Source organism: Comamonas brasiliensis (assembly GCF_018292285.1).
Classification (GTDB): Bacteria; Pseudomonadota; Gammaproteobacteria; order Burkholderiales; family Burkholderiaceae_C; genus Comamonas; species Comamonas brasiliensis.
The window spans coordinates 1-22,751 of record NZ_JAANES010000002.1 but is presented as its reverse complement, the minus strand read 5'-3'; the positions used below and the strand labels follow the sequence as shown (position 1 = coordinate 22,751).

The window sequence follows — 22,751 nt, the reverse complement described above, 5'->3', positions numbered from 1 at the left end:
GTCACTTGGACGAGGCGGCGCCGCTCTTGGCTGCCTTGAGCGCGGCCAGCACGCGGCTGGGCGTGAACGGCACTTCCAGCAGGCGCACGCCGGTGGCGTCAAAGATGGCGTTGGCCACGGCGGCGGCGCTGGGCACGGACGCCGATTCGCCGGCGCCCATGGGCGCCTCGTTGGGGCGCTCGACCAGCAGCGAGTCGATCTCGGGCAGCTCGTCAAAGCGCAGGATGGGGTAGCCGCCCCATTCCACGGAGGTGACGCCGCTCTTGTCGAAGGTGACGAACTCCTTGAGCACGCGGCTGGTGGACTGCACCACGTTGCCGTGCACCTGATGACGCACGCCTGCGGGGTTGACCATGGTACCGGTGTCCTGGGCGACAAAGACCTTGTCGACCTTGACTTCGCCGGTTTCGCGATCCACGGTCACGTCGACCACCCAGGTCGCCCAGGCCGCACCGTAGCCGGGGAACTTGCTGTGGAAGTAGCGGGCATAGGCAAAGCCGCGACCCTTGACCAGACGCTGATCGTCCGGTGCCGCATTGCGTCGCGCCGGGCCTTCCTGCCAGTTGCACTGCTTCTTGGCTTCGGCAATCAGCGCCACGGCACGTGGGTCCTTGAGATAGCGCAGACGGTATTCGATGGGGTCGGCCTTGGCCAGGTAGGCGCATTCGTCGATCCAGGACTCATGGGCGAACACATTGGGCAAGGCGGAGACGCCGCGCATCCACGAGGCGCGCACGATGGGCACGGCGTCCTGGGAGATCACGCGCATCTTGGGGTACTCGTACTGCGGGATGGCCGTGCGGTCGCCCATTTGCTGGGCCTCGATCTTGGCGGACACCTTGCCTGTCAGGATCAGGGCCAGCGCCGAGGCGTTGTTCGAGGGGTAGCAGGTGCGCAGCTCGTAGGCGGCCACATTGTTTTGCTCATCCAGGCCGCCGCGCACGCGAATCAGCTGGCCCGTGCCCTTGGGCTCCCAGCCGGCTTCCTGCTCGCGCATCAGCTGCACGCGCACGGGCTTGCCCACGGCAGCCGACATCAGCACCGCATCCGAGCAGACGTCGTCCGCGCAGTTGCGGCCGTAGCAGCCGGAGGCCTCGAGGCGGGTGACGTTGATGTTGTCGGCATTCACGTCCATGAGCTTGGCAATGTCCTTGCACACGTCGTGAGGGTTTTGCGAGCCGGTCCAGACCTGGATCTGGCCGTTGCCCACTTCGGCAATCGCGCAGGACGGGCCGATGGAGCCGTGAGCGTGATAGGGCCAGACATAGTCGCGGGTCAGCGCAGTCTTGACCTGCTCGACGGCCTGCAGCGCGCCTTCGTCTTCCTGCAGCACGCGGTCGGTCTTGGCGTGGTCCACCAGGGTCTGGTGCAGGCCGCTCAGCGACATATCGGGCAGGCCGTTCCATTCCTTCCAGGTGACCTTGAGCTGGCGCATGGCAGCGATGGCCTGCTCTTCACGCTCGGCCACCACGCCCACGAAGTCGCCCTTGACCACAACCTTGACGATGCCGGGCAGATGGGCGATGGACTTCTCGTCCACCGACACCAGGCTGGAGCCCAGGGGCGCCGTGGCATCGGCACCGGTGTAGGGAGGACGGATCACGCGACCGTGCAGCATGCCGGGCACGCGCAGGTCGTGGATATAGGTCAGCGCGCCCAGCACCTTGTTGGGGATGTCCACGCGCTGCACCGATTTGCCGATGTACTCGAAGCCGGACTTGCGCAGCTCGATCTTGTCGTCAACCTCGATCTGCAGATCCTGGCCCTGAACCAGTTCGCCATAGCCGTAGCGCTTGCCGCCGGCGATGACAAAGCCTTTCTGGGTGGTGATGCGGTCAGCGGGAACACCGGATTTCTCGCTGGCCAGCTTGATCAGCAGCTGGCGCACCTGCGCTGCGGCATGGCGCATGGGCAGGGACGACACCTGGATGGTGTTGCTGGCAATGGTGGGGCCCAGATCCGGGGTGCGGGCGGTGTGGCCCAGCACCATGGTCACGGCGGCAAAGTCCACATACAGCTCGTCGGCCACCAGTTGGCCCAGAGCCGTGCGCACGCCCGTGCCGAGGTCCACGTGGCCGTTGTAGGCCGTGACGGAGCCGTCGGCGCCAATCGCGATGAAGCTGTCCACCAGCTTGGCAGAAGGAATGGGGAAAGCGCCCTTGGCAGCCGCTTCGGGTGCGGTCTGGGCCATCAGCAGATGGCCGCCTGCCACGGAGCCGACCATCAGCATGCCGCCGGCCTTGAGCAACTGGCGACGGGTGAGTTGAGCGTGATTGTCTTTGGTGAAGAATTTCATGATCAGGCAGCCTTTGCGGTGGTGGATGCGCCGGCGGCGGGGAGGGCCGGGCTGTGGCCCTTGGCAATCAGCTCGCGGGCGCGGGCGGCGGCCTGCATGATTTCCACATGGGTGCCGCAGCGGCACAAATGGCCGGACAGGGCGTGCCTGATTTCTTCGTCGCTGGCCTTGGGCTGCTGGTTGAACAGGGCGACCAGCGCCATGATCATTCCGTTGGTGCAGTAGCCGCACTGCGCAGCCTGTGCATCGACAAAGGCTTGCTGCACCACGTGCAGGGTGTAGGTACGCGGGGTGGCTGGCGCCTTTGTCTCGGCGGCGCTGACATCCAGCACGGCGCGGTCCTGCAGGGCCTGCGCGTTGGCGGCCTTGCTGGCGTCAGGCGACAGGCCTTCCAGCGTGGTGACTTTCTTGCCGTCGACCGCCTTCAGAGGCACGGAGCAGGAGCGCGCCACCTTGCCGTCGATCAGTACGGCGCAGGCACCGCACTCGCCCAGGCCGCAGCCGAACTTGGGGCCGTTGAGCTGCATGTCATTGCGCAGCACATACAAAAGAGGTGTGTCGGCAGCGGCGCTTTGCGCGTCCACTTCCTGGCCGTTCAGAGTGAATTTCATGACGTAGGTTTCAAGTGTCAGTCTTATATATGTGTAGTCAATTATATGACTAGACAAAAATAAAGGTGCCTCGCTTGATATAAAGCAGATTCGATTGCTCTGGTGTGCGCTAGCGAGGGGTGAGCAGACCGGTGCCGAGCGGCGGCTTCAGTGTTCCGGTGTGCGTCCCCGGGGCCAGGCAGGGCGCACGTGGTTCCGCGTGCGGCCCCAAGCGCACCGGAAACGGTCCGGGCCGCAGCCATGGCGAGAGCCGGACTGCCAGGATGTTTAGCAGGGGATGACCCTGAGCTCCTGATATGGGGATTGAAGCGCTGGGGAAATGCGGCTTCAATGCACAGACGCCGAAAGCCGCCTGTGCATCGGCGCCTCGCTAGAGAGGGGTCCGCGGTCTGCGGGTTTGCAGACATTCATCAGTTCCTGTTCAGGAGAGCCAAGATGGTCAGCAAAAACACGATTTGTCTCTGGTACGAAGGCGAGGCCCTGGAAGCCGCCAGGTTCTACGCCCAGACCTTTCCCGACAGCGCCGTGGGCGCGGTTCACCATGCACCGGGCGACTATCCGTCCGGCAAGCAGGGCGATGTGTTGACGGTCGAATTCACGGTCATGGGCATTCCCTGCCTGGGTCTGAATGGCGGCCCTGTCTTCAAGCACAACGAGGCGTTTTCGTTTCAGGTCGCGACGGACAGCCAGGAAGAAACGGACCGGCTGTGGAATGCCATCGTCGGCAACGGCGGCCAGGAAAGCCAGTGTGGGTGGTGCAAGGACCGCTGGGGGCTGTCCTGGCAGATCACGCCGCGCGTGCTGACCACGGCCATTGCCGACCCGGACCGCGCCGCCGCCAGACGGGCTTTTGAAGCCATGATGGAGATGAGGAAGATCGATATCGCCGCCATCGAGGCTGCCTGGCGCGGCTAGGCGGTAGGTTGAAATAGCAGGGCGGGTCGTGCCCAGCTGAGTCGCGCCGACCCGGTGCAAGGGTGCATCGGGGCGCCTGCATGCGCTGGCGCACTTTGCCAAGCCTTGAACGTCTTAGGGCAAACGCTTTGCAAACAGCTCTCCTACAGTGAAATTGCTTTCAATTTCGACGATCCGGCACCTGCCGGCCGGTATTGCCCATGTCTTTTGAATGCCTGGCGGCATTGCACAGGGCGGGCAAGCCGTGCCCGTGGCTGTGCGTCGAAGCCTGCATTCACTTGGAGACATGTCATGAACTTTCTCGACGGCCATCTATTCCCTGAAAACCAGCAGCCCCTGATCATCACGGCGGCGCCCTATGCCCCGGGCTGGCTGCCTTCGGACTTCCCTGAAGACATTCCCGTCAGCATGGAGGCGCAGATCCAGAAAGCCGTGGACTGCTATAACGCGGGCGCCACGGTGCTGCACCTGCATGTGCGCGAGCTGGACGGCAAGGGCAGCAAGCGCCTGTCCAAGTTCAATGAGCTGATCTCCGGCGTGCGCAAGGCCGTGCCCGAGATGATCATCCAGGTCGGCGGCTCCATCAGCTTTGCACCCGAGGACGAAGGTCAGGCGGCCAAATGGCTCTCCGACGACACCCGCCACATGTTGGCCGATCTGGACCCGGTGCCCGATCAGGTGACCGTGACGGTGAACACCTCGCAGATGAACGTGACCGATCAGGCCGAAGACGCTGACTTTGCGGGCACCTCGCGCGCCAATCCCACGCTGTTCAATGCCTACAAGGAAATGACCGTGCCCGCCCAGCCGGGCTGGGTGGAGGAGCATGTGCGCCGCCTGACCAAGGCCGGCATCCAGAGCGCCTTCCAGTGCTACAACCTGAACAGCTTCGAGTCGGTAGAGCGCCTGATGCGCCGCGGCTTCTACATGGGCCCGCTGGTCATGAACTGGGTGGCGATTGCCGGCGGCATGGACACGCCCAGCCTGTACAGCCTGGCCAACTTTGTGCGTGCCGTGCCCGATGGCGCCGTGCTGACCGTGGAAAGCAATGTGCGCAATGTGCTGCCCGTGAACATGTGGGGCATTGCCGCCGGTCTGCATGTGCGCTGCGGCACCGAGGACTGCCTGTGGAACCAGGCCCGCACCGAGAAGGCCAGCACGGTCTCGCAGATCGAGCAGCTGGTGCGCATCTCGCGCGAATTCGGTCGTCCTGTCGCCACCGCCAAGGAGGCGCGCGAGATCAGCAAGATCGGCGTGTTCTACGACAGCGTGGAGGAAAGCCTGGCCGCCAACGGCTTTGCACCCAACCGGCCCGGCGCCAACCAGGGGTTCCTCAGGAAGACCTCCTGATCCTCCGGAGCCGGCTTTGCCGAATCTGAACCGACATGCGCAAGAGGCCTCCATCCGGAGGCCTTTTTCATGTCCGGATGATGGTGGGCAGGCCCGCAAGAATGACTGCGGCAAGGTCGGGGCAGGGCCTGATGCCGCAGCCCGAAAGCGCCTGGGCCGGGTCAGGCCCTGTCAATCGGAAAGGGGCGCGGCATGCGCGCCAGGCGCCACGGTGCGGTCGACGCAAGACAGCGCCGCTCAGGGTCTGGCGAGCCGGGCATTCAGGCTGTCGGAGATGAAGAAAAAATAATAGCTGCCTGCGCTTTTTTTTCAAAGCGTTTCAGGCAGCTATGGAGTTGCTTTCGAGGGTAAGCAAGCGATGCCAGCTATTGTTTTTGTGCAGCACCGCTGTGCGACGGCGCCTATGGCTGGCATGGCAGGTCAGCAAAGCGGCTCGGATAGCGCGCTCAGAAAGGCTTGTCGCCGATGATGGCTGCACGCTCCATCTTGCGCGCCGCGGGCCAGTAGTCCTGCACGGCGTAATGCTGGGTGCAGCGGTTGTCCCACATGGCGACGCTGCCGGGCTTCCAGCGAAAGCGCACCTGGTACTCGGGGATGGCCGCCTGGCTGATCAGATAGTTCAGCAGCATGCTGGCGCCGGGCGTCTTGTCCTGGCCATAGCGCACGTTCTCGGGCGTGTGGTAGTTGGCAAAGTGGGTGGTGAAGCTGCAGACGTAGAGAACCTTCTCGCCGGTTTCGGGGTGGGTACGCACCACGGGATGCTCGACCGGAGGATGCTGGCGGCCCAGCTCCAGGCGCTTGTCTTCGGGCATGACGGCACCGAAACCATGCTCGATGCTGGACTTGGCCTTGAGGCCGTCGATCTTCTGCTTGATGTCTTCGGGCAGGTTGCGGTAAGCCTCGGCCATATTGACCCAGATGGTGTCGCCGCCGACGGCCGGGCCTTCGATGCAGCGCAGCACGCAGCCCATGGTCGGGTTCTCGCGCCACTGGCCGTCGCTGTGATAGGTGTTCTCGTAGTTTTCGCGCTTTTCGCTGCGGTAGATCTGCACCAGGCCGGGGTGCTCGGGGTCGCTGCCGGCCACGGGGTGGTCTTCCAGATCGCCGAAGTGGCGGGCAAAGCCCACATGCTCGGCCCGCGTGATGTCCTGATCGCGGAAGAACAGCACCTTGTGCTGCAGCAGCAGGGCGCGAATCTCCTCGGCCAGGCCCTTGTCGCGGGACGCGTCGCCGAGGTGGATGTCGGAAACCTCAGCACCGATGCTGCAGGTCAGTTGTTCGACTTTCATGGTCTTCTCCTAAGTTCCCGGCAAGGCCTTGATGCAGGGCGCCGCCGTCTGATGGAAAAATTCTCGGCGCAGCCACAGCACCGGGGCTTGACCGATCGCGTCAGCTTGTTGCCCTCTTGGGTGGGTCAAAGGAAAACCCTAGGCAGCGACAGAGAGCGTCATGAGTTGGGGGCATCGGCATGCCGGGCGCTTCCAGCGGTCGCGATCTACTGGTATCCATCGATTGACCAGTCATTCCGATATTGATAAACATCAATGTTCGAAATTGCAGGTTGCCCCAGGTCCTGTTTCCCTCCATGAAATCCGGGACTGTCGCGCAGGACCCGGGTCAACCGTTTTCCAGGTCACGATGAAGCCCCGTATCCGAAGTGTCAGCCTGTGCAAATACGCCAAGGTGGCGAACGAGCTCGGCATCGACCCGCTGCGCATGTTCCGCCAGGTGGGGCTGGATCACAGCTGTCTGAGCTCTCCCGATCTCATGGTTCCCGAAGCTGCGTTTGCGCAGTTGCTCGAGGCGTCGTCCGCCCAGGCCGGCCAGGCGTCGCTGGGTCTGCTCATGGGCTCGCATTGGCGTCTGTCCGACTTCGGGCCGATCAGCCTGCTGCTGCAGCACCAGGCCAGCCTCTCCAGCATGCTCAAGACCTTCAAGGACTATGACCACATGATCAGCACCACCGTGGGCACCGAGGTGGTGACCCAGGGGCGTTATTCCATCATTCAGCTGAACCTGGATACCGAGCGCGAGAACCCGGGACGCCACCCGGTGGAGCTGGGCATCACGGCGCTGATGAGCCTGTGTCGCTATCAGCTGGGCAAGCACTGGAGTCCGGCCAGCATCCACTTCTCGCACAGCGCACCGGGCAGCACCCTGAACCATCGCCGCGTGCTGGGCAGCGAGATCGTGTTCGGCTCGGACTTCGATGGCATCGTGGTGAGCAACGAGGATCTGGAGGCCGTCGATGCCGATCACGACAGCCTCATGGAGAGCCACGCCCGCAGCCTGATGGAGAACCATGCACCGCGGCCGATGGCCCGGTCGCTGGAGCAGCAGGTGCGCAGCACCTTGCAGTCGCTGCTGCCCCACGGGCGCCACAGCATCGCCCATGTGGCTGGTGCGCTTGGCTACACGGCCCGCTCGCTGCAGCGGCACCTCGAAACCCAGAACACCAGCTTTCAGGAAACTCTGGACGCCGTGCGCAGTCAGGCCGCGCTGCGTGCGCTGCAGAATCCGCAGCTGTCGGTGAGCGAAGCGGCAGCCCAGACCGGCTTTGCCGAGAACAGCTCGTTCACGCGCTGGTTCAGCAAGCATTTTCAGCAAAGCCCCAGCAGCTGGCGCCAGCAGAATCTGAGCCGCAGGCTGTCCTGAGAACGCAAGCCAGTTCCAAGACTTCTTTCCGGATGAAGACGCCAGCCTGCGCGCTGGCGTTTTGCGTTGCGGCTCAGGGCTGGGGCGTCACGGCCAGCCGGCTGGCTTCGGGCTGGGCCTTGGCCAGCAGAAAATCGATACAGGTGCGCACGGCCTTGGTCTGGTGCCGGTTGGGCAGGTAGAGCAGATACATATGGGTGCCGAAGATGCTGAGCCGGTACTCGTCCAGCGTGCTCAGCACCTCGCCCGTGGCCAGCTTGTCCTGCACCACATAGTCGGGCACCAGGCCCACGCCCAGACCGGCCAGGATGCCGTCGCGCAGAAAAGGGAAATGCTCGGAGATCATGGTGGGCTCCAGCATCACCTCGTGGCGCTCGGCACCCAGGTAGGCGGCCAGCCGCAATTGCCGCCCCGTGACACCGGCGGTGATCAGCGGGCTGGCGCGCAGCGCATGCAGGGTTCTGGGCAGGCCGTGGGTCTGGGCGTATTCGCGCGAGGCACAGGCCAGGTAGCGCACCGTGCCCATGCTGCGCGCCACCAGGGACAGGGGCGGCTCCTGGATCACGCGCACGATGATGTCCACATCGTCGCGCAGATTGTCGGCCCGGTTCTCGAACAGCACGTCGAGCACGATGCCCGGGTACAGGCGCTTGAACTCGATCAACCATTCGCTCATCACGATCTGGCCGTAGCCGCTGGGCACGCTGATACCCACGCGACCCTGCAGGCTCTGGCCCAGCGCCGTGATGGCCTCGCGTGCGGCCAGCATTTCGTTGTGGATGTTGCGCCCGTGCTCGTACAAGCGCATGCCGATCTCCGTGGGCTCCACGCGGCGCGTGGTGCGCTTGACCAGTTGCACGCCCGCTGCCTTTTCCAGCTGGGTCAGGTGATAGCTCACATTGGCACGCGTCATCTTGAGCTTGCGCGCGGCCTGGCTGAGATTGCCGCTATCAATGATTTCGACCAGCAGGGTCAGCGATTGCGAGTCCATGGCGTGTTTGTCTAATTTTCTTTGACAGTCTGTCAATGATTCATGGGATTGTTAGAAAACATTGTCGTCGTAAAAATAAAGCCCATTCCATAAAGAGATTCAGGAGACTCGCATGACCGCCGAAGCCAGCACTTCTGTCGTTGAACACAAGCAAGACGGTGACGTCCTGCTCGTCAGCGTCAACAATCCGCCCGTCAATGCGCTGGGCGCTGCCGTGCGCCAGGGTCTGATGGCGGCCATGGAGCAGGCCGATGCCAGTGCCGCGGTCAAGGCCGTGGTGATCGTGGGTCAGGGCAAGGCGTTCATCGCCGGTGCCGATATCCGCGAATTCGGCAAGCCACCGGTCCAGCCTTTCCTGCCCGACGTCTGCAACCGTATCGAGGCCTGCAGCAAGCCCGTGGTGGCCGTGATTCATGGCGCGGCACTGGGTGGCGGTCTGGAGATCGCCATGTCGGCGCATTACCGCCTGGCGCTGCCTGGCGCGAAGCTGGGTCTGCCCGAAGTCTCTCTGGGTCTGGTTCCCGGCGCCGGCGGCACCCAGCGTGCACCGCGCCTGATGGGCGTGAAGGCCGCGACCGAGCTGATGCTCAGCGGCCAGCAGATCGGCGCCAAGGCCGGACTGGCAGCCGGCCTGGTGGACAAGCTGGACGATGGCGCGGATCCCGTCGCCGCGGGCCTGGCCTATGCGCGTGAGTTGCTGGCCCAGGGCGCGCCGCTGCGTCCCGTCAGCGCCACGCCGGGTCGTCTGGCCGACAAGGCCGCAGCCCAGGCGGAACTCGATGCGCTGCGTGCCGACACCGCCAAGAAGTCGCGCGGCCTGTTCTCGCCGCTGAAGATCATTGATTGCGTGCAAGCCGCTCTGGATCTGCCTTTTGCCGAAGGCCTGAAGTTCGAGCGGGCCCAGTTTCTGGCCTGTATCGACAGCCCGCAGCGCGCTGGCCTGATCCATGCCTTCTTTGCCGAGCGCGAGACGGCCAAGATTCCCGAAGCCCGTGCCGCCCAGCCGCGCGCCTTCAGCAAGATTGCCATCATCGGCGGCGGCACCATGGGCGCGGGCATCACCGTCTCTGCGCTGGATGCCGGCCTGGTCGTGACCATGATCGAGCGCGACGCCGAATCCATCGCACGCGGCCAGGCCAATGTGGAGAAGGTCTACAACGGCCTGATCGCCAAGGGCCGCATGAGCGAGGAGGCCAAGGCCGCCATCATGGCGCGCTATACGCCCTCGACCCGCTATGACGACATTGCCGACGTGGATCTGGTGATCGAGGCGGTCTTCGAAGACCTGGAGGTCAAGAAGGCCGTGTTCAAGGAACTGGACCGCGTCTGCAAGAGCGGCGCCGTGCTGGCCACCAACACCTCGTATCTGGACATCGATGCGATTGCCGCCGTCACCAGCCGCCCGCAGGATGTGATCGGTCTGCACTTCTTCAGCCCGGCCAACATCATGAAGCTGCTGGAGATCGTCGTGCCCGCGAAGGTGGCGCCCGATGTGGTGACCACGGCTTTCGAGCTGGCCAAGAAGATGAAGAAGGTGCCGGTGCGCGCCGGCGTCTGCGACGGCTTTATCGGCAACCGCATTCTGGCCACCTACAAGCAGGCCGCCGACTATCTGATGGAAGACGGTGCCAGCCCCTACGAGATCGACGAAGCCGTGCGCGGCTTCGGCTTCGCCATGGGGCCCTTCCAGGTCACCGACCTGGCCGGTGGCGATATCGGCTGGGCCACGCGCAAGCGCCGCGCCGCCACGCGCGACCCCAAGGCCCGTTATGTGGAGATTGCCGACCGCATCTGTGAAAACGGCTGGTTCGGCCAGAAGACGGGACGCGGCTTTTATCTCTACCCGCAAGGCGCGCGCATCGGTCAGCCCGACCCCGAAGTGCTGGCGATTGTGGATGCCGAGCGCGCCAGGAAGGGCGTGACACCACGCCCGTTCACGGCCGAGGAAATCATGCGCCGCTACATGGCCGCCATGGTCAACGAAGGTGCCAAGGTGGTGGGCGAGGGCATTGCGCTGCGCCCGCTGGATGTGGACGTGACCTTTATCTCCGGCTACGGCTTTCCGCGCCACCGCGGCGGCCCCATGAAATGGGCCGATATGCAGGGCCTTCCCAAGGTGCTGGCCGATATCGAGGCCTTTGCCAAGGAAGACGCGCTGTTCTGGAAGCCTGCGCCGCTGCTGCAGAAGCTGGTGGCCGAGGGCAAGGACTTCGAAAGCTTGAACAAGTAACACCCCTGAGCCGCTGCGCGGCTTCCCCTCTCTCTTCGGGAGGGGACGACGCCATCGCCTGGGCGGCCCCGCCGCGAGGCGGCTCTTGCTCGGCGTCTCGCGCTTGGAGTGCGCCAGTTTTTATCGCCCAGTTAATTAAAAAAAAGTAGCTGCTATCGCTTTATTTGTATTGATTTCAGTATGAAAAGTATCTGAAAGCTATGAATGAAAAGCGAAGACAGCTATCAAAAATAGTTTTCAACATTCACAGAGACAAGCACCATGCGTGAAGCCGTTATCGTTTCCACCGCCCGCACACCGCTGACCAAGTCGCATCGCGGCGAGTTCAACGTCACTCCCGCCGCCCAGCTGGCTGCTTTCTCCGTCAAGGCGGCGGTGGAGCGCTCGGGTGTCGATCCCGAAATGATCGAGGATCTGATTCTGGGCTGCGGCAACCCCGACGGTTTCCAGGGCCGCAATCTGGGTCGCCAGACCGTGTTGCGCGCCGGGCTGCCGCTGTCGATCGCCGGCACCACCATCACGCGTTTTTGCGCCTCGGGTCTGCAATCCATCGCCATCGCGGCGGGTCGCGTCGTGGCCGAGGGTGTGGACGTGATGCTGGCCGGCGGTATCGAAACCATCTCCGGCATCCGGGCCGGCAACAACCTGCCCACCGACATGGACCCCTGGCTGGTGGAGCACAAGCCCGAGCTGTACATGGCCATGATCGACACCGCCGATGTGGTCGCCAAGCGCTACGGCATCACGCGTGAAGACCAGGATGCGTTCTCGCTGCAAAGTCAGCAGCGCACGGCAGCGGCCCAGGCCGCCGATCTGTTCAAGGACGAGATCATTGCCTGCTCCACACGCATGATGGAGAAGAACAAGGAAACCGGCGAAGTCACCTACCGCGACGTGGTCGCCACGCAGGACAACTGCAACCGCGCCAGCACCACGCTGGAGGGGCTGGCCAAGCTGGAGCCTGTGAAGGGCCCTGGCAACTTCATCACGGCCGGCAATGCCTCGCAGCTGTCTGACGGCTCCAGCGCCTGCGTGGTGATGGAAGCCAGGCTGGCAGAGCGGCTGGGCCTCAAGCCCCTGGGCGCTTTCCGCGGCTTTGCCGTGGCCGGCTGCGAGCCTGACGAGATGGGCATTGGCCCCGTGTTTGCCGTGCCCAAGCTGCTCAAGCGCCACGGCCTCACGGTGGATGACATCGACCTCTGGGAGCTGAACGAAGCCTTTGCCTCGCAGGCCCTGTATTGCCAGCGTCAGCTGGGCATTCCCAACGAGCGCCTGAATGTCAACGGCGGCGCGATTTCCATCGGCCACCCCTTCGGCATGACGGGTGCACGCCTGACCGGCCACATCCTGCTCGAAGGCCAGCGCCGCAAGGCCCGCAACCCCAAGGTCAAGTACGGCGTGGTGACCATGTGCATTGCCGGCGGCATGGGTGCTGCGGGCCTGTTCGAGATTTTCTAAACACCCCCTGAGCGGCTGGCGCCGTTTCCCCCTCTCTCTTCGGGAGGGGGACGACGCCTTTGCTGCGAGACGGCTCTTGCTCGGCGCCTCTGGTTCAGAGCGTGCCGGTGTCAGAGGCTGCAAAGGCGCGCTGCGCCATGGATTACCAGGAAATAGCAATGGATTTGCAATTCACCCCCCAGGAAGAGGCGTTTCGCGCCGAGGTGCAGGCTTTTCTCAAGGAGAAGCTGCCCAAGCATATTTCGCTCAAGATCAAGGCCGGCCAGCGTCTGAGCAAGGCCGATCAGGACGAGTGGCATGCCATCCTCAACGAGCGCGGCTGGTATGCGAATCACTGGCCCCAGGAGCATGGCGGCCCGGGCTGGGGAGCGGTCGAGAAGTTCATCTTCGACACCGAATGCGCGCTGGCCGGCGGTCCGCGCATCGTGCCCTTCGGCGTGAACATGCTGGGGCCGGTGCTGATCAAGTACGGCAACGAGCAGCAAAAGAAGCACTGGCTGCCGCGCATTCTGAGCGGGCAGGACTGGTGGTGCCAGGGCTATTCCGAGCCCGGCGCGGGCTCCGATCTGGCTTCGGTGAAGACCACGGCCGTGCGCGATGGAGACTTCTACATCGTCAACGGCCAGAAGACCTGGACCACCCAGGGCCAGCACGCCAACATGATCTTCTGCCTGGTGCGCACCAACCGCGAGGCCAAGGCCCAGGCCGGCATCAGCTTTTTGCTGGTGGACATGAACAGCCCCGGTGTGGAGCTGCGTCCCATCCGCACGCTGGACGATGACAAGGAAGTCAACGAAGTCTTCTTCACCGATGTGAAGGTGCCGGTCGAGAATCTGGTGGGCGAGGAAAACCGGGGCTGGACCTATGCCAAGTATCTGCTGACCTACGAGCGCACCGGCATTGCGGGCGTGGGCTTTTGCATCTCGGCCCTGGCCAAGCTCAAGGTCATCGCCGCCAAGGTGCACAAGAACGGCCAGCCGCTGAACCGGGACCCGCTGTTCGCCGCCCGCATGGCGCGTGTCGAGATCGACCTGGAGAACATGAAGACCACCAATCTGCGCGTGATCGCTGCCGTTGCCGGTGGTGGCGTGCCCGGTGCGGAAAGCTCCATGCTGAAAATCCGTGGCACCGAGATCCGCCAGGAGATCCTGTCGCTGATCCGCCGCGCCATGGGCGTGTATGCCGTGCCCTATATCGACGAGGCCCAGTACGAAGGCTATGACGAGGCGCCCCTGGGCGGTATCGACGAAGCCGCCACGGCCTCGGCCAACTACTTCAACTACCGCAAGCTGTCGATCTTCGGTGGCTCCAACGAAATCCAGAAGAACATCATCTCCAAGATGATTCTGGGCTTGTGAAATCCCCCCTGAGTCGCTGCGCGCCTTCCCCCCGGGGGGACGACGCCCTCGCTGAGGGGCGGCCCTTGCTGGGCGTCCCTGGCGAACCGGGCGGTGGCATGCGACACCGATTCGTTCGATTGGGTAGAGAGAATTTGTCATGAACTTCACACACACCGAAGACCGCCGCATGCTGGCGGACAGCCTGAACCGCTTTGTTTCTGAGCAGTACGGTATCGAGCAGCGCAACCATCTGGCCTATGGCGCAGAAGGTCACAGCCCCGCGCTGTATGCGCAATTTGCCGAGCTGGGTGCGATCGGCGCGCTGTTTCCCGAAGCGGTGGGCGGCTTTGGCGGCTCGGGCTTTGACATCAGCGTGGTGTTCGAGGCACTGGGCCGCGGCCTGGTGGCCGAGCCGTTGCTGGGCGCGCTGGTCGTGGGCCAGGCGTTGATTGCGGCCGGCACCGAAGCGCAGAAGCGCCAGCTGGATGACATCATCGCGGGCAGCGCGATCGCCGCTCTGGCGCACGACGAACCAGGCAGCCACTACGAGCTCAACAAGGTCACGGCCACGGCGGCCAGGACCGCCACGGGCTGGGTGCTCAACGGCGCCAAGAGCGTGGTTGCCTTTGGCGAAAAAGCCGATCTGCTGCTGGTGTCCGCGCGCACCGCAGGCGGCATGTTCGATACTGCCGGCATCAGCCTGTTCCTGGTCGACGGCAAGGCCGCAGGTATCGCCAAGCGCGGCTATAGCCGCATGGAAGGCGGCCGCGCCGCCGAGCTGACTTTCGAGAATGTGCAGCTGGCCGAGGATGCGCTGCTGGGTGCCGAGGGGCAGGGCCATGGCGTGCTCGAGCATGTTCAGGGCTTTGCCTTGCTGGCGCTGGCTGCCGAGGCGCTGGGCGCCATGGATGTGGCCAAGCAGAACACACTGGAGTATCTGCAGACGCGCAAGCAGTTCGGCGTGGCCATCGGCAGCTTCCAGGCGCTGCAGCACCGCATGGCCGATCTGCTGCTGGAGGTGGAGCAGGTGCGTTCCACCGTCATCAATGCGGCCGATGCCATCGACAACGCCCAGGGCACGCAGCGCGAGAAGATGCTGTCTGCGGCCAAGTACACCGTGGGCTCCGTGGGGACCCTGGTGGCCGAGGAAAGCATACAGATGCATGGCGGCATCGGCATGACCTGGGAGCTGCCGCTGGCGCATTACGCCAAGCGACTGATCATGATCGACCACCAGTTTGGCGACGAGGACCATCACCTGGCGCGTTTCATGGCCTTGGCGCAGGCCTGAGCTTCGGGGCTAAGTTGCTGCGGTTTCGCTAGACATGGAGAACATCAATGAGTGACGCTTTGCTGATTCGCCGCGAAGGTGCCGTGCTGGTGCTGAGCAATAACAACCCGGCTGCGCGCAATGCGTTGTCGCCCGCGTTCTACGCGGCCGTCACGACCGCGCTGGCGGATGCTGCGGCTGACGCCAGTGTGGGCGCGGTCGTGCTCACGGGCGAGGGCGGGCATTTCTGCGCCGGTGGCGATCTGCGTCAATTGGCCGGACGCCGGGATCTGCCCGTGGAGCAGCGCAGAGAAAAGCTTGAAGGCCTGCATGACCTGATTCGCGCCGTGCGCGACTGTCCCAAGCCTGTCATCGCTGCCGTCGAAGGCGCGGCGGCGGGCGCTGGCCTGTCGCTGGCCCTGGCCTGCGATATGCTGGTGGCCGCCCGCAACAGCCTGTTCTCCGTGGCCTATGTGAAGGTGGGGTTGACGCCCGACGGCGGCGCCACGGCCTTTCTGGCCGAGTTCATCTCGCGCCAGGTGCTGACCGAGCTGTGCCTGACCGGAGAGCGCATCAGCGGTGAACGCCTGCACGCCCTGGGCCCCGTCAACCGGCTGGCCGAGCCCGGCCAGGCTCTGGCCGATGCCGTCGCGCTGGCCGCGCAGATCGCGACCGGACCGGACCAGGCCATGGCCCTGATCAAGGATCTGTGCCGCCAGGCACCGCGCAACACGCTGGAGCAGCAGCTGGAGCTGGAGGCGCAGCACATGGTGCGCTCCCAGGGCAGCGAGGAATCCCGTGAAGGCATTGCCGCCTTTCTCGAAAAGCGCAGCGCCGATTTCAACAGATTGCGTGCTTGAGTGCTCGACAAAACCAAGATTTTCAAGGAGACAAGGCTCATGGCCGACAGCAATACCGAACAGAACCAGGACATCGACTTCCCGCTGGAAGGAGTGAAGGTACTCGATCTGTCGCGCGTCTTCGCCGGGCCGCTGTGCGGCATGGTGCTGGCCGACTTCGGCGCCGAGGTGGTCAAGGTCGAGCACCCGGGCCGTGGCGACGATACGCGCGACTGGGGCATGCGCATCGGCAAGACCGAGACCACCTACTACAACAGCATGAACCGCAACAAGCGGTCCATCACGCTGGATCTGCAGACACCCGAGGGCGTGAAGATCGTCCACGAGCTGCTGCCCCAGTTCGACGTGGTGATCCACAACTTCAAGACCGGCGGCGCCGAGAAGTTGGGCCTGGGCTATGAACAGCTCAAGGCGATCAAGCCCGATCTGATCTATTGCGCCGTGGCCGGCTACGACAGCAGCGGCCCCGAGGCCAAGCGTCCCGGCTACGACCTGGTGATCCAGGGCGAGGCGGGCCTGATGGCGCTCAACGGCGATGCCAACATGCCGCCGCTCAAGTTCGGCGTGGCCGTGGTGGATCTCGTCACCGGCATGTATGCAGCCCAGGCCGTGCTGGCAGCCTTGTTCCGCCGCGACCGCACGGGCAAGGGCCGGCTCATCGAGATGGCGCTGTACGACAGCGGCATCACGGTCACCGGCTACTACGGCCTGGATGCCCTGCAGCTGGGCCACGATCCCGAGCGCTACGGCAATGCCCACCCCTCCATCGTGCCCTACGGCATGTACGAGGCCGCCGACGGGCCGTTGATCATCGCCGTGGGCAATAACAGCCAGTTCGACAAATTCTGCCGCCAGGTCGTGCTGCGTCCCGACATCGTCGAGGATCAGCGCTTTTCCACCAACGTCAACCGTGCCAGAAACCGTCTGGAGCTGCTGCCCATGCTCAAGGAGCTGATTGGCAGCTTCCCACGCGATCTGCTGCTGGAGCGCCTGACGGCCGCCGGCATTCCCTGCGGCCGCGTGGCCGGCCTGCACGAAGCCCTGACCAGCGAGCGCACGCGCCGCAGCGGCCTGCTGCGCGACATGCCCCATCCCGTGGCCGGCACCACGCCCGTGTTCGCGCCGCCCTACCGTCTGGACGGCCAGCGTCTGCCCATCCGCCATGCGCCTCCAACGCTGGGCGAGGGCACGCGCGAAGTGCTGCAGCGCCTGCTGACGCTCGATGATGCGCAATTGCAGGACCTGCAGGCCAAGGGCGTTCTCACGCTGCCCCAGGAGCCTGCATCGAGTTGATTTTTTAGGCCGGGCACCGGACCACATCAAGCCGCACAAGACGGCAAACAAAGACAGCGACTTCATAGGAGACAAACCATGAGCATCCCAGTCACACGCCGCGATCTTCTGCAAGGACTGGCCGCCATCGGCGGCGGCAGTCTGCTGGCCACGGGCGCCAGCAGCGCCTTCGCACAGGCCGGCAAGCCGGCATGGCCCAGCAAGCCCATCCGCGTGGTCGTACCCTTCAACGCAGGGGGCGCCACCGACATCATGGCGCGCACCATCGGCGAGGTGCTGGCCAAGCGCCTGGGCCAGCCCGTGGTGGTGGACAACAAGGCCGGTGCGGCCGGCATCCTCGGCACCGATGCCGTGGCCAAGGCAGCGCCCGACGGCCATACGCTGCTGCTGTCGCTCAGCACCTCCATGCTGATCAACCAGTTCCTCTATACCAAGCTGCCCTACAACCCGCAAAAGGACATCGCGCTGATCACCCAGGTCGCAGCGGCGCCCGTCACGCTGGTGGTCCATCCTTCGGTGCCTGCCAACAATATGAAGGAGCTGCTGGCCTATGTGAAAGCACACAAGGGCAAGCTGTCCTATGGCTCCTGGGGCGTGGGCTCGTACGCCCATCTGGCCGGTGCCTATATGAGCAAGACCATGGATGCCGACATGAACCACGCCGCCTACAAGGGCGAGGCGCCCATGATCCAGGAGCTGATCGGCGGCCAGCTGCAGCTGTGCTTTTCCAGCGCACTCAACACCAAGCCTTTCATCGATTCCGGCCGTCTCAAGGCCATCGGCGTGACCGGCAAGGAACGCATGGAAATCCTGCCCAAGCTGCCGACCATCTTCGAGCAGGGAGTGACCGACGATGCCTATTCGATCTACGGCTGGGTGGCCATGGGCGCGCCGGCGGGAACGCCCAAGGAGGTCGTGGACCAGCTCTATGGCCACCTGCGCGAGATCATCAAGGACCCCAAGGTGCTGGAGCGCATCACGGGCGCCGGCTTCATCCCCATGATGAACAGCCCCCAGGCCTTCCGCGACAACTACCAGCGCGATATGCCGATCTGGAAGGCGCTGGTGGAGCAAGCCGGCGCGAAACTGGATTGAACCCCCTGAGACGCTTTGCCTGGGCGGCCCCGCGCCTTCCTTCTTGAAGGGGGCATACGGGCGGCCGGCGACACCCTCGCAGCGAGGCGGCGCGGCCGGCCCAGGCTCTTGCTCGGTGTCCCGCGCTTGCGCCGCGACAGTTTCATAGGTTGTGGGTGGCGCGCAGCGCCATGGATCACTGAGTGACTGATTTTTACGGCCTGCGGCAGTGGGCCACCACCGACGACTGCTGAGACAGCTTTGACAGGAGACTTCATGCACAAGCGCAATCCCGCACTCCAGGCCTGCACCAGCCGGCGCAGCGTTCTGGCCCTGGCCGCCGCGCCGTTGCTGGCCGGCCTGGCCGGAGGTGCTCTGGCCGAGACCGACTGGCCCACCAAGATGCTGCGCCTGGTCGTGCCGTTCCCAGCGGGCGGTCCCACCGATACGGCATCGCGCATCGTGGGCCAGAAGCTGGGCGAGCGCCTCAAGCAGACCGTGGTCGTGGAAAACCGTCCCGGTGCCTCGGGCTCCATCGCGGCCGTGCAGGTCGCCAAGAGCCCGGCCGACGGCTACACGCTGATGATGCTGGCTACGCCCACGCTGCTGGCGCCCCATCTGTACAAGAAGGCCGGCTACGACACCGTCAAGGATTTCGCGCCCGTGGCCACGGTCTATGACCTGCCCATCGTCATCGTGGTCAACCCTGCGCTGCTGCCTGATGTCACCGACCTCAAGAGCCTGATCGCCCACGCCAAGGCCCAGAAATCAGCACTCAACTACACCAGTTCGGGGGCCGGCAGCTTCGGTCATCTGAGCATGGAGCTGCTCAAGCAGATGGCCGGCTTCGACATGCAGCATGTGCCCTACAAGGGCGGCGTGCCCGCCATCACCGACACCATCGGCGGACAGGTGCCCATCATGTATGCCGACCTTGTGGCTGCGCTGCCTCATATCCAGGCCGGCAAGCTGCGTGCCATCGCCGTGGGCTCGCCCCAGCGCGTGAGCATGCTGCCCGACATCAAGACCATTGCCGAGCAGGGCATCAAGGGTTATGACGCCGTTTCCTGGGGCGGTCTGCTCGCGCCCAAGGGCACTCCCAAGGCTGTGGTCGAGCGCATCGCCTCTGAAGTCCAGCAGATACTGGCTGACAAGGATGTCCAGAGCAAGCTGCTCCACGCGGGCGCCATCGCCACCTTCCAGAATCCCGCCCAGCTGGGTCAGCGCATCCAGCAGGACTACACGCGCTGGGGCCAGTTGATCCGCGACAAGGGCATTGCAGTGGAGTGACAACGACATGAAGACACGCATTACCGAACTCTTTGGCATAGAGCATCCCATCATCCAGGGTGGCATGCACCATGTGGGCCTGGCCGAGCTGGCCGCCGCCGTCTCCAACGCCGGGGGGCTGGGCATCATCACGGGCCTGACCCAGCGCACACCCGAGCTGCTGGCACGCGAGATCGCGCGCTGCCGCGAGATGACGGACAAGCCCTTTGGCGTCAACCTGACGTTTCTCCCCTCGGTCAACCCGCCCGACTACCCGGGCTATGTCAAGGCCATCATCGAAGGCGGCGTCAAGGTGGTCGAGACGGCCGGCAACAACCCGCAGAAATGGCTGCCCGCGCTCAAGGAGGCTGGCATCAAGGTGATCCACAAGTGCACCTCGGTGCGTCACGCACTCAAGGCCGAGGCTATCGGCTGCGATGCCATCAGCGTGGACGGCTTCGAATGCGGCGGCCATCCGGGCGAGGACGACATCCCCAACTTCATTCTGCTGCCGCGCGCTGCCGAAGAACTGAAGATTCCCTTTGTCGCCTCGGGCGGCATGGCCGACGGCCGGTCGCTGGTGGCCGCGCTGGCGCTGGGCGCCGAAGGCATCAATATGGGCACGCGCTTCATTGCCACGCAGGAGGCGCCCGTGCACGCCAAGGTCAAGCAGGCCATCGTGGCGGCTAGCGAGCTCGACACCCGTCTGGTCATGCGCCCGTTGCGCAACACCGAGCGCGTGCTGACCAACTCCGCCACCGAACGCCTGCTGCAAAAGGAGCGCGAGCTGGGCGCGGCCATCACCTTTGCCGACATCGCGCCCGAAGTGGCCGGCGTCTATCCGCGCATCATGCACGACGGCGACATGGACGCAGGCGTCTGGTCCTGCGGCATGGTTGCAGGCCTGATCCACGATGTGCCGACGGTGGCGCAGCTGATCACCGGCATCATGGACCAGGCCCATGCACTGATCAACGAGCGGCTCGCGGGCCTGGCCCGCTGAGCCTTTCACTCTTCAAAACCAGGAAAGAGCTTTCTCATGAAAATCCTTGTACCCGTCAAACGTGTCGTGGACTACAACGTCAAGGTCCGTGTGAAGTCGGACGGCACGGGTGTGGACATCGCCAACGTCAAGATGAGCATGAACCCCTTTGACGAAATCGCCGTCGAAGAAGCCGTGCGCCTGAAGGAAAAAGGCGTGGTCACCGAAGTCATCGCCGTCTCCTGCGGCGTGGCCCAGTGCCAGGAAACCCTGCGCACGGCCATGGCCATCGGTGCCGATCGCGGCATTCTGGTCGAGACCGATGTCGAGCTGCAGCCCCTGGCCGTGGCCAAGCTGCTCAAGGCACTGGTGGACAAGGAACAACCCGGTCTGGTCATCTGCGGCAAGCANGTGAAGTCGGACGGCACGGGTGTGGACATCGCCAACGTCAAGATGAGCATGAACCCCTTTGACGAAATCGCCGTCGAAGAAGCCGTGCGCCTGAAGGAAAAAGGCGTGGTCACCGAAGTCATCGCCGTCTCCTGCGGCGTGGCCCAGTGCCAGGAAACCCTGCGCACGGCCATGGCCATCGGTGCCGATCGCGGCATTCTGGTCGAGACCGATGTCGAGCTGCAGCCCCTGGCCGTGGCCAAGCTGCTCAAGGCACTGGTGGACAAGGAACAACCCGGTCTGGTCATCTGCGGCAAGCAGGCCATCGACGACGATGCCAACCAGACCGGCCAGATGCTGGCGGCCCTGGCCGACCTGCCCCAGGCCACCTTCGCTTCCAAGGTTGAAGTCGCTGGCGACAAAGTGAATGTGACCCGTGAAGTCGACGGCGGCCTGGAAACCGTGGCCCTGTCCACGCCTGCCGTCATCACCACCGACCTGCGCCTGAACGAGCCCCGCTACGTCACCTTGCCCAACATCATGAAGGCCAAGAAAAAGCAGCTGGACACCTTCAAGCCCGAAGATCTGGGCGTGGACGTGACGCCTCGCCTGAAGACCGTGAAGGTCTCCGAGCCTGCCAAGCGCGGCGCTGGCGTCAAGGTGGCCGATGTGGCCGCTCTGGTCGACAAGCTGAAAAACGAAGCGAAGGTCATCTGACTCCCCCTGAGTCGCCTGCGGCGCCTTCCCCCAAAGGGGGACGACGGCCTTGGCTGCGGGGCGGCCCTTGCTGGCCGTCCCTCGCCAGGCTGCGCTGCTGCCAAGGGCTGATGTCCTCTCTAGGACTTCGCCAGAACGTAAAGAAATTTAGAGGTTGAATATGACTTCTCTCGTTATTGCAGAACACGACAACGCTTCGATCAAGACCGCGACCCTGAACACCGTGACGGCTGCCAAGGCCTGCGGCGGTGATGTGCATGTGCTGGTGGCCGGCGAAGGTGCAGCCGCTGCAGCAGCCGCTGCCGCCCAGATCGCCGGTGTCTCCAAGGTCATCCACGCCGAAGGCGCCAGCCTCAAGGACGGTCTGGCCGAGAACGTCGCCGCGCAGGTGCTGGCGATTGCCGGCAACTACAGCCACATCCTGTTCCCCTCGACCGCCTCGGGCAAGAACGTGGCACCCCGCGTGGCCGCCAAGCTGGACGTGGCCCAGATCAGCGACATCACCAAGGTCGACTCCGCCGACACCTTCGAGCGCCCCATCTACGCGGGCAATGCCATTGCCACCGTGCAGTCCGCCGATGCCGTCAAGGTCATCACCGTGCGTACCACGGGCTTTGACGCAGCAGCTGCCACTGGCGGCTCTGCTGCCGTGGAAAGCGCAGCGGCCGTGGCCGACGGCGGCAAGAGCAGCTTTGTGGGCCGCGAAGTGACCAAGAGCGAGCGTCCCGAGCTGACGGCCGCCAAGATCATCGTCTCCGGCGGTCGCGCGCTGGGCTCGGCCGAGAAGTTCCAGGAAGTCATGTCGCCGCTGGCCGACAAGCTGGGTGCCGCCATCGGTGCCAGCCGCGCTGCTGTCGACGCGGGCTACGCCCCCAACGACCTGCAAGTGGGCCAGACCGGCAAGATCGTGGCGCCGCAGCTGTACATTGCCTGCGGCATCTCGGGAGCGATCCAGCATCTGGCGGGCATGAAGGACTCCAAGGTGATCGTGGCGATCAACAAGGACCCCGAGGCACCGATCTTCTCGGTGGCTGATTACGGTCTGGAAGC

Annotated in this window: 18 protein-coding genes and 1 pseudogene; 15 read left to right on the top strand and 4 right to left on the bottom strand. The window is 64.4% G+C overall.

Annotated features, from left to right (window positions below):
* Position 1 precedes the first annotated feature (1 nt).
* Positions 2-2,296, bottom strand: coding sequence for a xanthine dehydrogenase family protein molybdopterin-binding subunit (locus tag DJFAAGMI_RS08370; RefSeq protein ID WP_211456804.1), 2,295 nt, complete (start codon positions 2,294-2,296; stop codon positions 2-4).
* A 2-nt stretch (positions 2,297-2,298) separates the two neighbouring features.
* Positions 2,299-2,907 carry a (2Fe-2S)-binding protein gene (locus tag DJFAAGMI_RS08365; RefSeq protein WP_211456803.1) on the bottom strand — a complete coding sequence of 203 codons (609 nt, stop codon included), beginning with the start codon at positions 2,905-2,907 and terminating at the stop codon, positions 2,299-2,301.
* 435 nt (positions 2,908-3,342) lie between these two features.
* On the opposite strand from DJFAAGMI_RS08365, the gene DJFAAGMI_RS08360 reads away from it, so the two are divergent.
* The gene (locus DJFAAGMI_RS08360; protein ID WP_148748131.1) at positions 3,343-3,822 is read left to right on the top strand and encodes a VOC family protein; all 480 of its coding nucleotides are present in this window, start codon (positions 3,343-3,345) and stop codon (positions 3,820-3,822) included.
* A 291-nt stretch (positions 3,823-4,113) separates the two neighbouring features.
* The gene (locus DJFAAGMI_RS08355; RefSeq protein ID WP_211456802.1) at positions 4,114-5,172 is read left to right on the top strand and encodes a beta-keto acid cleavage family enzyme; all 1,059 of its coding nucleotides are present in this window, start codon (positions 4,114-4,116) and stop codon (positions 5,170-5,172) included.
* Positions 5,173-5,618: 446 nt separating this feature from the next.
* Here DJFAAGMI_RS08355 and DJFAAGMI_RS08350 read toward each other — a convergent pair whose 3' ends face one another.
* A complete protein-coding gene (locus tag DJFAAGMI_RS08350) occupies positions 5,619-6,461 on the bottom strand; it encodes a TauD/TfdA dioxygenase family protein (RefSeq protein WP_003052153.1) in 843 nt (280 codons plus the stop codon).
* A gap of 349 nt (positions 6,462-6,810) precedes the next feature.
* Here DJFAAGMI_RS08350 and DJFAAGMI_RS08345 point away from each other — a divergent pair, with 349 nt between their 5' ends.
* Positions 6,811-7,827 carry an AraC family transcriptional regulator gene (locus DJFAAGMI_RS08345; protein ID WP_211456801.1) on the top strand — a complete coding sequence of 339 codons (1,017 nt, stop codon included), beginning with the start codon at positions 6,811-6,813 and terminating at the stop codon, positions 7,825-7,827.
* A 73-nt stretch (positions 7,828-7,900) separates the two neighbouring features.
* Here DJFAAGMI_RS08345 and DJFAAGMI_RS08340 read toward each other — a convergent pair whose 3' ends face one another.
* Positions 7,901-8,818: a LysR family transcriptional regulator gene (locus DJFAAGMI_RS08340; RefSeq protein ID WP_167005125.1), complete on the bottom strand. Its 918-nt coding sequence runs from the start codon at positions 8,816-8,818 to the stop codon at positions 7,901-7,903.
* 112 nt (positions 8,819-8,930) lie between these two features.
* Here DJFAAGMI_RS08340 and DJFAAGMI_RS08335 point away from each other — a divergent pair, with 112 nt between their 5' ends.
* The 12 genes and pseudogenes from DJFAAGMI_RS08335 to DJFAAGMI_RS08285 form a co-directional block, all read left to right on the top strand.
* Positions 8,931-11,048 (top strand): 3-hydroxyacyl-CoA dehydrogenase NAD-binding domain-containing protein, encoded by a 2,118-nt coding sequence (locus tag DJFAAGMI_RS08335; RefSeq protein WP_211456800.1) that lies wholly within the window; start codon positions 8,931-8,933, stop codon positions 11,046-11,048.
* Positions 11,049-11,309: 261 nt separating this feature from the next.
* On the top strand, positions 11,310-12,506 hold the full coding sequence (locus DJFAAGMI_RS08330; protein WP_211456799.1) for an acetyl-CoA C-acyltransferase: 1,197 nt from the start codon (positions 11,310-11,312) through the stop codon (positions 12,504-12,506).
* 158 nt (positions 12,507-12,664) lie between these two features.
* Complete coding sequence (locus DJFAAGMI_RS08325) at positions 12,665-13,864, top strand: acyl-CoA dehydrogenase family protein (protein WP_211456798.1); 1,200 nt, start codon at positions 12,665-12,667, stop codon at positions 13,862-13,864.
* Positions 13,865-14,003: 139 nt separating this feature from the next.
* A complete protein-coding gene (locus DJFAAGMI_RS08320; RefSeq protein WP_211456797.1) occupies positions 14,004-15,137 on the top strand; it encodes an acyl-CoA dehydrogenase family protein in 1,134 nt (377 codons plus the stop codon).
* A gap of 47 nt (positions 15,138-15,184) precedes the next feature.
* Positions 15,185-15,976, top strand: coding sequence for an oxepin-CoA hydrolase, alternative type (locus DJFAAGMI_RS08315; protein ID WP_211456796.1), 792 nt, complete (start codon positions 15,185-15,187; stop codon positions 15,974-15,976).
* A gap of 39 nt (positions 15,977-16,015) precedes the next feature.
* A complete protein-coding gene (locus DJFAAGMI_RS08310; protein WP_211456795.1) occupies positions 16,016-17,269 on the top strand; it encodes a CaiB/BaiF CoA transferase family protein in 1,254 nt (417 codons plus the stop codon).
* Between the two features lie 78 nt (positions 17,270-17,347).
* Positions 17,348-18,364: a Bug family tripartite tricarboxylate transporter substrate binding protein gene (locus tag DJFAAGMI_RS08305; RefSeq protein WP_211456794.1), complete on the top strand. Its 1,017-nt coding sequence runs from the start codon at positions 17,348-17,350 to the stop codon at positions 18,362-18,364.
* Positions 18,365-18,619: 255 nt separating this feature from the next.
* On the top strand, positions 18,620-19,633 hold the full coding sequence (locus DJFAAGMI_RS08300; RefSeq protein ID WP_043009269.1) for a Bug family tripartite tricarboxylate transporter substrate binding protein: 1,014 nt from the start codon (positions 18,620-18,622) through the stop codon (positions 19,631-19,633).
* A gap of 7 nt (positions 19,634-19,640) precedes the next feature.
* Entirely contained in the window at positions 19,641-20,615 is a 975-nt protein-coding gene (locus DJFAAGMI_RS08295; protein WP_211456793.1) for an NAD(P)H-dependent flavin oxidoreductase, read from the top strand.
* Positions 20,616-20,651: 36 nt separating this feature from the next.
* A pseudogene (locus DJFAAGMI_RS25150) lies at positions 20,652-21,002 on the top strand (electron transfer flavoprotein subunit beta/FixA family protein); the annotation flags it as partial.
* Positions 20,985-21,701: an electron transfer flavoprotein subunit beta/FixA family protein gene (locus DJFAAGMI_RS08290; protein ID WP_283245765.1), complete on the top strand. Its 717-nt coding sequence runs from the start codon at positions 20,985-20,987 to the stop codon at positions 21,699-21,701. The pseudogene DJFAAGMI_RS25150 and the gene DJFAAGMI_RS08290, both read left to right, overlap by 18 nt.
* 160 nt (positions 21,702-21,861) lie before the next feature.
* Positions 21,862-22,751 (top strand): electron transfer flavoprotein subunit alpha/FixB family protein (locus tag DJFAAGMI_RS08285; protein WP_211456791.1); only part of this gene is annotated, 890 nt, incomplete at its 3' end.